At 61.2% G+C, this 10,961-nt stretch carries 10 protein-coding genes; 3 read left to right on the top strand and 7 right to left on the bottom strand.

The window, feature by feature from the left end; translation table 11 throughout:
* Positions 1–20 precede the first annotated feature (20 nt).
* Positions 21–992, bottom strand: a complete 972-nt coding sequence (locus BM132_RS05565) for an IS110 family RNA-guided transposase (RefSeq protein WP_092453883.1) — start codon at positions 990–992, stop codon at positions 21–23.
* A 302-nt stretch (positions 993–1,294) separates the two neighbouring features.
* Complete coding sequence (locus BM132_RS05560; RefSeq protein WP_092453881.1) at positions 1,295–2,320, bottom strand: DMT family transporter; 1,026 nt, start codon at positions 2,318–2,320, stop codon at positions 1,295–1,297.
* On the opposite strand from BM132_RS05560, the gene BM132_RS05555 reads away from it, so the two are divergent.
* Together BM132_RS05555 and BM132_RS05550 are read left to right on the top strand one after the other, a co-directional pair.
* Complete coding sequence (locus BM132_RS05555; RefSeq protein WP_092453879.1) at positions 2,315–2,878, top strand: helix-turn-helix domain-containing protein; 564 nt, start codon at positions 2,315–2,317, stop codon at positions 2,876–2,878. The two genes, BM132_RS05560 and BM132_RS05555, sit on opposite strands and share 6 nt — an antisense overlap.
* A gap of 15 nt (positions 2,879–2,893) precedes the next feature.
* Entirely contained in the window at positions 2,894–4,336 is a 1,443-nt protein-coding gene (locus tag BM132_RS05550) for an FAD/NAD(P)-binding protein (RefSeq protein ID WP_092453877.1), read from the top strand.
* A 154-nt stretch (positions 4,337–4,490) separates the two neighbouring features.
* Here the strand turns inward: BM132_RS05550 and BM132_RS05545 are convergent, their stop codons facing one another.
* The 3 genes from BM132_RS05545 to BM132_RS05535 all read right to left on the bottom strand — a co-directional run bounded on the left by BM132_RS05545 (position 4,491) and on the right by BM132_RS05535 (position 7,681).
* Positions 4,491–5,606 carry a Gfo/Idh/MocA family protein gene (locus BM132_RS05545; RefSeq protein WP_092453876.1) on the bottom strand — a complete coding sequence of 372 codons (1,116 nt, stop codon included), beginning with the start codon at positions 5,604–5,606 and terminating at the stop codon, positions 4,491–4,493.
* Between the two features lie 215 nt (positions 5,607–5,821).
* On the bottom strand, positions 5,822–6,589 hold the full coding sequence (locus BM132_RS05540) for an SDR family oxidoreductase (protein ID WP_092396815.1): 768 nt from the start codon (positions 6,587–6,589) through the stop codon (positions 5,822–5,824).
* Between the two features lie 24 nt (positions 6,590–6,613).
* Complete coding sequence (locus tag BM132_RS05535; protein WP_092453874.1) at positions 6,614–7,681, bottom strand: phosphotransferase family protein; 1,068 nt, start codon at positions 7,679–7,681, stop codon at positions 6,614–6,616.
* 180 nt (positions 7,682–7,861) lie between these two features.
* Here BM132_RS05535 and BM132_RS05530 point away from each other — a divergent pair, with 180 nt between their 5' ends.
* On the top strand, positions 7,862–8,257 hold the full coding sequence (locus BM132_RS05530; protein ID WP_092396819.1) for a DUF4280 domain-containing protein: 396 nt from the start codon (positions 7,862–7,864) through the stop codon (positions 8,255–8,257).
* A gap of 136 nt (positions 8,258–8,393) precedes the next feature.
* Here BM132_RS05530 and BM132_RS05525 read toward each other — a convergent pair whose 3' ends face one another.
* Together BM132_RS05525 and tssI are read right to left on the bottom strand one after the other, a co-directional pair.
* The gene (locus BM132_RS05525) at positions 8,394–8,936 is read right to left on the bottom strand and encodes a toxin-antitoxin system YwqK family antitoxin (RefSeq protein ID WP_092396821.1); all 543 of its coding nucleotides are present in this window, start codon (positions 8,934–8,936) and stop codon (positions 8,394–8,396) included.
* 13 nt (positions 8,937–8,949) lie between these two features.
* Positions 8,950–10,959, bottom strand: a complete 2,010-nt coding sequence (tssI, locus tag BM132_RS05520; RefSeq protein WP_092453873.1) for a type VI secretion system Vgr family protein — start codon at positions 10,957–10,959, stop codon at positions 8,950–8,952.
* Between the last annotated feature and the right edge of the window lie 2 nt (positions 10,960–10,961).

Raw genomic sequence — 10,961 nt, 5'->3', positions numbered from 1 at the left:
TGTAGATACCGTCTTAAATCTCACCGGGCAAGCGCAAGTTTTGGGTCATATGGCAGACCTGACTTGAGCACTCCGTAAACGAAGTGCAGCAGTTTGCGCATCGCTGCGCAGATGATCTGCTTGGGGGCCTTGCCGTTGGCCTCCAAGCGTTCTTTCATCGCCATGATCGCGTTATTGTGTTTCAGCGCCACCATGCCAGGCATGTAAAGGCCTGCACGCAGCCGTGCTGAGCCGATTCTCGAAATTAGGGTGTGGCCCTTGAGCTTCCCTGATTCCTGCAACTTGGGGTTCAGCCCAGCAGCGGCGACAAGTTGGCGAGGATCGCTGTACTTGCGCAAGTCACCCAGCTCGGCCAGCAATCGCTCAAGCGTTTTCTGTCCGATGCCGTCGATGGTCACGATCAGATCCCGCATCTGGCGCATGTCCGGGTCGTCATCAATGTGCTTTTTGATCGCCTTATGCGTTTCTACGATCTCTTTTTCGATATGGCGCAGAACGGAGTTGATCGAGTCTTTGACCTTTTCGTCAGACACATCCAGACGATTACGCTCCATTTGCTCCATTTCCTGAAGGTCATCCAAACGGCGCACCATCGCTTTCAACTGGCGATATTTCAGTGGCTCAGGCGCCCAGGGCTGAAGCTTCTGATCTTTTTCTCGGGCGAAGTCAGCGATCAGCTTGGCGTCGCTTTTATCGGTCTTGATTCGGCGCAGTTCACTGTCCGCGTACGCTTTGGTCGTGGCCGGGTTCACTACGCAGACCCGGAAACCCTTGTTGTAGACGAACTCGGCAAGCTCCAGGTGGTAGACGCTGGTGGCTTCCATCACGATCAGGGCCGAACGCTCGACGTGTTTGTCCAGCCAGGTCTCAAACTCTTTGAAACCCTTCGGATCGTTGCCCAGCTTGGCCTTGGTTTTGTGCTTGCCATTGGGCAAATGTGTAGCAATATCAAAGGTGTTCTTTGCGATGTCGACGCCAACGAAACCTGACATGATCGTCTCTCCACTTGGTCCCTTTTGCGATCATCACTTCACTCTGTCCAACCTTGCGAATGCGAGCTCTAGCCTGAGGCGGGCCCAAGATACCGTTCGAACTGTATGAGTGAGTGTGGAGGGCTGGAGCACAATCTACGTCACAGGCAAAAAGCCTAAGGAGCTGCACGGCTTCCAAGTCCCTCCCTCGATGATCAGTCGAGAACTATCGCTCCTGACAGGGCGATAGTCGATATACAAGGAGCTGCCGAAGGCTGCGATCGTTTCAAAGACAACGACTTCTCAAGGCTTTTTCGATTGCCTCAGCGTTCGCGCTCAAGCACCTCATCCGCCTCGTTGACCGTTTTGCCCCGGGTTTTCAGCTCGCTGACGATCACCGCCGCTACGATCAACACCGCGCCAAACAAGGCAATCGCCGGCAACCGCTCGCCGGCCAGGCGCCCGGCAATCCCGGCCCACACCGGTTCGCCGGCATAGATCAGCGTGGCGCGGGTGGGCGAGACGCTTTTCTGCGCCCAGTTCATCGCCACCTGGATCGCCGCGCTGGCCGCCCCCAGGCCCACGGCGCTGACCAGTAACAGCCAGGAGAAGTCCGGGATTCTTTCTTGGGTGGGCACCACCATCAAAAATGCCAGTACCGCCGTGCTTGCCAGTTGCACCACGGTGACCCGGCGCACATCGACCTGGCCGGCGTAGGCGCTGATCAGGATGATTTCGGCGGCAATGGCGATGGCGCTGATCAGCGTGGCGATTTCACCGGGGCTGAAATTCAACGACGCCCCGGCCGGGCCCGACACCAGCATCAACCCGGTGAAAGCCAGCATGATGCCCAGGCTCGGCATCAAGCCGGGCCGGCGGCCCAACACCAACCACTGCAACAGCGGTACGAATGGCACGTAAAGCGCGGTGATAAACGCTGACTGGCTGCTGGGAATGGTCTGCAGGCCGACGGTCTGCAAGCCATAACCGAGCATGATCGCCACGCCGATGAAGCTTCCGGCCTTGAGTTCGAACAGGGTCAGGTCGCGCAGATGACGCCAGGAGAACAGCGCGACGAACGCTGCGGCGGCGGCAAAACGCAGGCCGACGAAAAACATCGGTCCGCTGACGGTCATGGCGTGCTGCACCAGCAAGAACGTCCCACCCCAGATCATGGTGATCAGCACTAGCACGCATTCGGCCTTGCTGAACCTGGAGAAACGGGAGGAAGCTTGGGGGGAGTTCACCGATGCCATGACCTTGCGCGCCACCTGAGGCGGACGCACAATGCGCCCGAAGAAGGTGGGCAGTATAATGCGCAACCCCAGCAGATGAGCAATATAGTGCACAAAGAAAACGGCCAGCGGGCATCCGTCCTGCAACACGTCAGCCAGAACGTCCGCCGCCTGCGCCACGCCGCGCAGCTCAGCCAGACAACCCTGTCCGAACTGTCCGGGGTCAGCCGGCGCATGTTGGTGGCCATCGAGGCCGGCGAAAAGAACGTCAGCCTGACCACCCTTGACCGTGTCGCCGAAGCCCTCGACGTGGCCTTCAGCGACCTGATCCAGGCCCCCGATGCCCGCGACCCGAGTCGCATCAACGAACTGGCCTGGGCCGGTACCATCCCCGGCAGCAAAGCCGTGCTGCTGGCCAAGGCCACTGCCAGCCGCGAAGTCGAACTCTGGGAATGGCGCCTGGAGCCCGGTGAGCGTTACCCATCCGAACCTGATGCCGATGGCTGGAGCGAGCAGCTCTATGTGTTCGAAGGCTGCCTGACCCTGACGCTGGGCAGCGAAGAGCACCAGATAGGCGCCGGAGAGTTTTTCATGTTTGCCAGCAACCAGCCCCATGCCTATCGCAATGAGGGTTCGGTGGCGACGAGATTCGTACGCAACGTGGTGATTTGATTCCTGGAGAGCGACATGCATACAGCGCTGGATCGACCTGTCAGCAGCATCACCCGCGAGGCCGACGTCTTGATCGTCGGCGGTGGCCTGAGCGGAGCCATGCTGGCGGCGCAGCTACTGCGCCTGCCTGGCCGGCGCAGCGTGCTGATTGTCGAGCCGCGCAGCGAACTGGGTCGGGGCGAGGCCTACAGCGCGGTGGAGCTGGGCCACACCTTGAACGGCAACGCCGCGCGGATGAGCGTCGATCCGGACAACGCCGATGACTTGACTCAATGGCTCGCCGAATTCATCGAGGCCGGTGGCTGGCCCGAGTCGGATCAGCAGCATGTGCCGGTCAGCGAATTGTTCCCGCCCCGGGGAATCTTCGGTTTATATGTGCAGCAGCGTCTGGCTGAAGCCCGGGCGCTGGGAGCCCGCAACGGCTCGGTGGCGGAGCATGTGCGTGGCGAAGCCGTCGATCTGCAGGTTGCGGCTGACACCGTGCTGCTGACGCTTGACGACGGCCAGACCTTGCGCGGACGGTTCGCGGTGCTCGCCACGGGCATGTTCCCGGCGGCGCGCACCCCGCAGACCGAATCCAGCGGCTTGAATGCCGCCGCGCTGGACCCTTGGGATGTAGCGGCGATGCGTCGGCTCGATCCGCAATCCACGGTGTTGATCATTGGCTCAGGGCTGACGATGGTGGATGCCGTGGTGTCCCTGGAGCAGGCCGGGCATCGCGGACCTATCGAAGTGTTTTCCCGCCATGGCCTGCTGCCCCATGTGCGTCGACAACCGCCTGAGTGGGTGGACTTTCTCGCCGACGATCACAGCCTGCGCTCGCCACGCCAATTGATGCGCGCTCTGCGTGAGCAATGTCGTCAGGCCCAGGCCCAGGGCATCGACTGGCAAGCCCCGCTGGACACGGTGCGTGCGCACATCGGGCGCTTGTGGAGCCAGGCCAGTGATGTGCAGCGCCGACAGTTTGTGCGGCATGTGCGGCCCTGGTGGGAGAGCCATCATCATCGTTCACCACCCTTGAGCGCCGAGCTGGTGGCGCGGCTACATGAGCAAGGGCGGTTGCGGATCCAGGCGGCTTCGTTCAAGGGGTTGGCGTCGTCGGTCGAGGGAGCGGTGAACATCCGCATTCGGGGGCGGGGTGAGGCGGATCTAACGGTGGTGCAGGGCGCTGCGCTGATCAACTCCAGTGGCATCGAATACGATTGGCGTCGGGTTGCCCGACCGTTGCCCCAACAACTGCTGGCTCGCGGACTGGTTCAGCCCGGTCCACTGGCCCTGGGCATCGCCGCCCGTGCCGATGGCGCGGTGCTGGATGCCCAGGGCGAGCCTGCCAGTCGTCTGTTCGCCATGGGACCACCCTTGCGCGGGATGTGGTGGGAAAGCACCGCAGTGACCGATGTGGCGAGCCAGGCCAAGGCGCTGGCGGCGCGGTTGGTTGAGTTGCAAAGCCAAGATTGAAGTTGGACCCCCTGTGGCGAGGGGATTTATCCCCGCTGGGCCGCGAAGCGGCCCCAAATTTAGCCTGACACAACGAGGAGGCAGTTTTAGGGGCGCTTCGCACCCCAACGGGGATAAATCCCCTCACCACAGGGAAGTTCACTGAAGTGAGCGGTTATAGCTCGCTGACCCTGACCCAACGCCCCTCCCGCGCCGCCAGGCGAATCGCGGCCGCCAGCCGTTCCACTTCCCAGGCTTCTTCAAAATCGGTTCCGTCGCCGCCCTGGCCGGCGATGGCCATGATCAATTCCTGGACCTCCAGGGTCTTCAATTCGTTGTACCCCAGCTGATGCCCGGCCGCTGGGCTGAACGCGGCGTAGCCCGGCAGGTCCGGGCCGGCCAGCAGACGTTGAAAGCCCCCTTGGCCGACGCGGCACAGCCGCAGTTCATTCAGCCGTTCCTGATCGAACGCCAGGGTGCCGAGCGTGCCGCTGATCTCAAAACTCAGGTGATTCTTGTAGCCGTGCTTGAGCCAACTGCTGCTGAACGTGCCTCGGGCGCCGCTGGTGAAGCGCAGCAGGGCGTGGACTTGGTCATCCACGGCGATGGTGCGCTGCTCAGTGTTGCCGGCACTGGCGGGGCGTTGGCTGTGTACGGTCTGGCTGTCGGCACACACCGCCTCGACATCGCCCAATAAATGACGGGCCATGGCCAGCAAGTGGCTGCCCAGGTCCGCCAATGCGCCGCCGGCGTGGGCGGCTTCGCAGCGCCATGACCATGGTGAGGTCGGATCGGCCATGAAGTCTTCGCTGAACTCGCCCTGGAAACTGATGATCTGTCCCAGTTCCCCGCGCTGGATCATGTCCCGCGCCCGTTGAATAAGCGGATTGTGCTGGTAGTTGTAGCCGACCCGCGTGACCACGCCAGCCGCCTTGGCCGCCCGTTGCATCTGGTCGGCCTGTTCCAGGGACACGGCCAGGGGCTTTTCACAATAAACCGGCTTACCCGCTGCCAGTGCAGCCATGGCCATCGGGAAGTGCAAATGGTTGGGCGTGGTGATGGCGATCAGGTCGACCTTCGGGTCGTCGATCAGTTGTTGCCAGTCGCTGTGGGCCGTTTCGAACCCCCAGCTCTGGGCGCACTGTCGGGCACGCTGGGGATCGGCATCGGCCAGCGCCGCCAGTTTCAGGTGTTGAGGAAGGTTGAACACCGCTTTGGCGTTATGAAATGCCAAGGCATGGGCACGGCCCATGAAGCCAGTACCAATCAGACCGATGCCGAGTTCGCGCATGAGAAAGAGCCCTTTGAGTTTTTATTTTCAGAAGGGCTCTTTATGGAATAAATATTCGCATATTGCAAATGTTGGAATAAATATTCTTTAATTGGCGCTCACTGCACCACCCCCTGTGGGAGCGAGCCTGCTCGCGATAGCGGTGGATCAGTGACATCAATGCTAGCTGATCCAACGTCATCGCGAGCAGGCTCGCTCCCACAGGGGAAACATCATCAGGACAGGAACCCCCCATCCACATTCAGCGCCACACCGGTGGTATAGCTCGACGCATCACTGGCCAAGTACAGCACCGCGCCGGCCATTTCGCTTGGGTCGGCCACGCGCTTGAGCGGGATCTGCGCCAGGGCGGTTTTCAGGATCGCGTCGTTCTTGACCAGCGCCGAGGCGAACTTGGTGTCGGTAAGGCCCGGCAGCAAGGCATTGCAGCGGATGCCGAATTGCGCGCATTCCTTGGCGAACACCTTGGTCATGTTGATGACTGCGGCCTTGGTCACCGAGTAGATGCCCTGGAAGATCCCCGGCGAGATGCCATTGATCGACGCCACGTTGATGATGCTGCCGCCACCGTGCTCGCGCATCAGTTTGCCGGCTTCGACCGACATGAAGAAATAGCCGCGAATGTTCACGTCGACGGTTTTCTGAAACGCCCCCAGGTCGGTGTCCAGCACGTTGCAGAACTGCGGGTTGGTGGCGGCGTTGTTTACCAGGATGTCCAGGCGCCCGAATTGCTCGCGGATGCCGGCGAATACCTGGCTGATCTGTTCCATTTCACCAATGTGGCAGGCGATGGCGGTGGCTTTGCCGCCCGCAGCGATGATGGCATCGGCCACGTGCTGGCAACCCTCGAGTTTGCGGCTCGAGACGATCACATGGGCGCCTTGCTGGGCCAGCAGTTTGGCGATGGCCTCGCCGATGCCGCGGCTGGCGCCGGAAACGAAAGCGATTTTACCGTCGAGGTCGAACAACTGAGTCTTGGACATGCTGTTTCCTTGTTATAGGTGCGCTCAGAGCGTGGATTTGCTGATGACCTGCAGGCTCATCTGCTCCAGCAGTTTGTTCATCTGAACGAACTGCGCGAAGCGTTTGTCCTGGGTCTGGCCATGGAAGAAGCGGTAGTAGATCTGCTGGACGATGCCGGCCAGGCGGAACAGGCCGTAGGTGTAATAGAAGTCGAAATTGTCGATGCGGATTCCGGAGCGTTCGGCGTAGTAATCGACGAACTCGCGACGGGTCAGCATGCCCGGTGCATGGCTGGGCTGGCGGCGCATCAGTTGTACCGGGGCCGGGTCGCCGGCTTCGATCCAGTAGGCGAGGCTGTTGCCCAGGTCCATCAGCGGGTCGCCAAGGGTGGTCAGTTCCCAGTCCAGCACGCCGATGATCTGCATCGGGTTTTCCGGGTCGAGGATCACGTTGTCGAAGCGGTAGTCGTTGTGCACGATGCTGGAGGTGGGGTGATCGGCGGGCATTTTGTCGTTGAGCCAGGCCTTGACCGCCTCCCATTTCGGCGCGTCCGGGGTCAGGGCCTTTTCATATCGGTCGCTCCAGCCACGAATCTGCCGGGCCACGTAGCCTTCGGGCTTGCCCAGGTCGGCCAGGCCGCAGGCCTTGTAGTCAACCTGATGCAGTTCGACGAGGCGGTCGATGAAACTCTTGCACAGGGCTTCGGTACGGGCGGCGTCAAAACCCAGTTCCGGCGGCAGGTCGGAGCGCAGGATGATGCCCTTGACCCGTTCCATCACGTAGAACTCGGCACCCATCACCGACTCGTCGGTGCAGTGCACGTAAGCTTTCGGGCAATAGGGGAAACCTTCGCGCAACTGATTAAGGATGCGGAACTCACGGCCCATGTCGTGGGCGGACTTGGCTTTATGGCCGAACGGCGGGCGTCGCAGGACAAATTCCTGTTCAGGGTATTCCAGCAGGTAAGTCAGGTTCGAAGCGCCACCGGGAAACTGGCTGATCTGCGGCGTGCCGGTCAGGCCTGGAATATGGGCCTTGAGGTACGGGTCAATCAGACTGGCATCGAGTTCTTCACCGTCGCGGACACGGGTGGACTGATCAGTAAACGCCATGCTTATCCCTTCTGCTTATTTTGGAGGCCATCGATCATTGGCTAATCTAATGGCAGGTGAGGGGCGTCACAAGCACGCCAAGGTCTTATAGGTTAGCGTGTTGCAGGATAATCAGCGGGCCTGATGCCGGGTGGATGAGCTATGGTTTCAGCGTCTGTCGCTTTTCAGGGAGCCATCGCGATGGGATGCCCGCAAGTCTGTGGCACTGCAACCTTGCAATGCAGTTTCGGCGCCGCCCCGGCGGTGCTCAATGTGCTGCCGGTCAATCGGCTGCTGACCGGCGGGATGCCGGCGGCCAATATCATGGATCACATCCCTCTGGTGAACATCACCACCTTCGGCATGTGTCAAAGCCTGGCTAATCCCACAGTTGCCGCTGCGACCACCGCGGCACTGGGCGTGCTGACACCCATGCCGTGCATTCCTGCCACCGCAACCCCGTGGATCCCCGGCGGCCCACCAACCTTGCTGCTGGGCAACATGCCGGCCATCGATGCCAACAGCACCTTGATGTGTACCTGGGCCGGGGTGATCAAGATCGTCGTGCCGGGGCAGGTGCAGATGTTGATTCCTTGAATGGTGCGAACCTACAGGTATCAATGATTTCCTGTGGGAGCGAGCCTGCTCGCGATAGCGGTGGATCAGCTTGCAGTGATGTTGGATGTGCCACCGTCATCGCGAGCAGGCTCGCTCCCACAAGGGGCGGGGGTATTCAGGCTTGCGCCGGGTCATTCCAGCGCCTGAACCACCAGCGTACCCTGGAGATCGGCTTGCCGTCGGCGTCCAGTGGCCGACCGTCTGCGGCGTAGGCGTGTGCCGGTTCCAGCAGTTGGCCGTTGAGGTAGCGGGCATCGACGGCGGGGTTGCCATTGGGGTGCATGCGTCGATAACGACCGTCACGCACACCGTCACGATAGAACTCGGACTCGGCCAGTTGCCCGTCGGGGAAATAGTTGTTCGCCTCACCGTGCAGTAACCCACCCCGATAAGTGGCCTGACGCTGGAGCCCGCCTTCGGCGGCGTAAAAGCTCGCCACGCCCTGCAGTTTGCCTCTGACGAAGGGCAACACCGCCGAGACTTTACCGTTGGGGTGATACAGCGTGCTGGTGCCTTGCAGCTCACCTTGCTGATAGTTGAGGGTCGCTTGCCGGCGCTGGGCCTCATCAATCTGCAGTGAGCCGTTGAGGTGGCCGTCGACCAGTTGCCCGCTCAGGTGGCTGTCGTCACGTTCCAGGTCGAGTTTTTTCGAGGCCATCGGCGCACTCCTGTCAGTTGACCTTCACCAGGCCGCCCTTGATGGTCAGCATGCCGCCGCCGTCCACGGTCTGTTCGGCGGCGGCCTTGTTCACCAGACTGATGCCGGCGTCGTTGGTCAGGGTGGTGCCGGCCTTGTTTTCCAATGACGTACCGGCCTGATTGCTCAGGGCGGTTCCAGCCTTCTGGCTGATGGACGTGCTGGCCTGGGCCGCCAGGTCCGCACCGCTCTTGATCGCGAAACTGCTACCGCTTTGCAGGGTCAGGGTGCCGCTGACCTTGATGGTCAGGTTGCCGTCCACCGTCAGCTCATAGTTACCGGTGACCTTGTGCGCGTAGTTGCCCCCGGTGCTGTGGTTCTGGTCCGAACCTACGGTCACGGTACGGGTGTCCTTCACATCGAGGCTGTCGCTGCCGGTCTGGATGGTCACACTGCGTTTGCCCTTTTCCAGGGTGACGGTTTCGTCGCCTTCCTTGACCGTGCGAGTGCGAGCGTTCTGCACCGTGAGGGTTTCATCGTGACCGACCGTGGCGGTGGTGTCGTTGAGCACGTTGATGTTGAAGTCTTTCTGAGCCTGGAGAAAAACCTCCTCGGCGTCCTTCTTGTCCTCGAAGCGTAATTCGTTGAAACCGCCACCGCCCTTGGACGAATTGGTCTTGATCCCGGACTGGGTCTGGTTGGCCGGCAGCGCGTAGGGCAGGGCGTTGTCACCGTTGTAGACACAACCGGTCACCAGCGGCCGGTCGGGATCGCCGTCGATGAAGGTGACGATGACTTCCTGGCCGATGCGCGGCACGAACTGCATGCCAAATCCCTTGCCGCTCCAGGGCAACACCACACGAACCCAGCAGGATGAACTCTCGTCGTTCTTGCCGGTACGGTCCCAGGGAAACTGCAACTTGATCCGCCCGTATTCGTCGGTCCAGATTTCCTCGCCGGCCTTGCCCACCACGAGTGCGGTCTGAGTGTGCATGCGCGGTTTTTGCGTGGTGCGGGGCGGTCGATAAGTCGTGGCCTTGGGAATCGCCTCGAAGCGGTTTCGGTAGCTATCGTGGCTGGCTTCGTGGCTGACCGAGGTCACCACCCAATCGATATTCAGCGTCGAGTCTTCATGGCCGGCGAGGGTGAACCAATACCCCGGCACCAGCCAACGGCAGTCGCTTTCGCCGACAAAACGCTTCTCCTGACTGCGCAGGCCATCCACCCGTTGTTTGGTCAACGCATCGCCTTGGCCCTTGGCGTCATAACCGCCCGGATGCTCGTATATCGAACTCGGCCCGGCGACGGCTTCGGCCTGGCTGTAAAGCGACGTCGTTGGCGTGGTGAATTGGTAGTCGGTCGCCTGGTACACCCCGGCCACAGCTTGCAAGCACACCTGGCCTGAGCGGACGCCGTGCAGTTCCCGATCACCGATGTTCTGCCCGAGATAATTCACCGTCGGGCCGTTGGGAATCGGCAAGAACGCATCGTTGCTGTCGGCCAATACCAGCGTGTGCTTGCCTTCCTCGTGGCTAAAGAACCAGAAAATCCCGTCTTCTTCCATCAACCGCGAAACAAAGGCCAGATCGGTTTCGCCGTATTGCACGCAGTATTCACGGGGTGTGTAGCTGCCGGTGAGTTTGAGCTGGAAGTCGGTGAAACCATGGGCCTTGAAAATCGTGGTGACGATGTCCGAGGTGGCGAGGTTCTGAAACACCCGGTTGTTGCTCGCCAGGGTCAGCCACCAAAGCCAGGGGCGCAGTAAAAGTTGATAGCGTTCGGCGGTGGCGTCGGCGGGGAGCTGGCGGATCTCCGCGACCAGACAGTCCAGCGGGCGCAACAAGGCGTCCTTGTGCAGAGTCAGGGTGACATGGCTGGCGACAGCGCTGGTGAGGGTCAGCGAGGAGCCGTCGTTGATGCCGTTGAGGATGTGCGAGCCCAAGGCATTGAGGCTCTCTTCGCCGGACAGCGATTCCGGATACAGCGCTGACAGCGTGGCCGCAGTGAGGGAGAGGGTGGTGTTGCTGTCGGTGGAGCGGGGCATTG

The sequence above is a fragment of the Pseudomonas sp. NFACC45 genome (assembly GCF_900113505.1).
Classification (GTDB): Bacteria; Pseudomonadota; Gammaproteobacteria; order Pseudomonadales; family Pseudomonadaceae; genus Aquipseudomonas; species Aquipseudomonas tehranensis.
The sequence above is the reverse complement of the archived record's forward strand: the minus strand, read 5'-3'. Positions and strand labels throughout refer to the sequence as shown.

Excerpts from the sequence above, each read along its gene's own strand:
- BM132_RS05535 (WP_092453874.1), bottom strand. The coding sequence starts at position 7,681 with ATGGCGTTTACTGATCAGTCCACCCGTGTCCGCGACGGTGAAGAACTC.
- BM132_RS05540 (WP_092396815.1), bottom strand. The coding sequence starts at position 6,589 with ATGTCCAAGACTCAGTTGTTCGACCTCGACGGTAAAATCGCTTTCGTT.
- BM132_RS05550 (WP_092453877.1), top strand. The coding sequence starts at position 2,894 with ATGCATACAGCGCTGGATCGACCTGTCAGCAGCATCACCCGCGAGGCC.
- BM132_RS05545 (WP_092453876.1), bottom strand. The coding sequence starts at position 5,606 with ATGCGCGAACTCGGCATCGGTCTGATTGGTACTGGCTTCATGGGCCGT.
- BM132_RS05530 (WP_092396819.1), top strand. The coding sequence starts at position 7,862 with ATGGGATGCCCGCAAGTCTGTGGCACTGCAACCTTGCAATGCAGTTTC.
- BM132_RS05565 (WP_092453883.1), bottom strand. The coding sequence starts at position 992 with ATGTCAGGTTTCGTTGGCGTCGACATCGCAAAGAACACCTTTGATATT.
- tssI (WP_092453873.1), bottom strand. The coding sequence starts at position 10,959 with ATGCCCCGCTCCACCGACAGCAACACCACCCTCTCCCTCACTGCGGCC.
- BM132_RS05525 (WP_092396821.1), bottom strand. The coding sequence starts at position 8,936 with ATGGCCTCGAAAAAACTCGACCTGGAACGTGACGACAGCCACCTGAGC.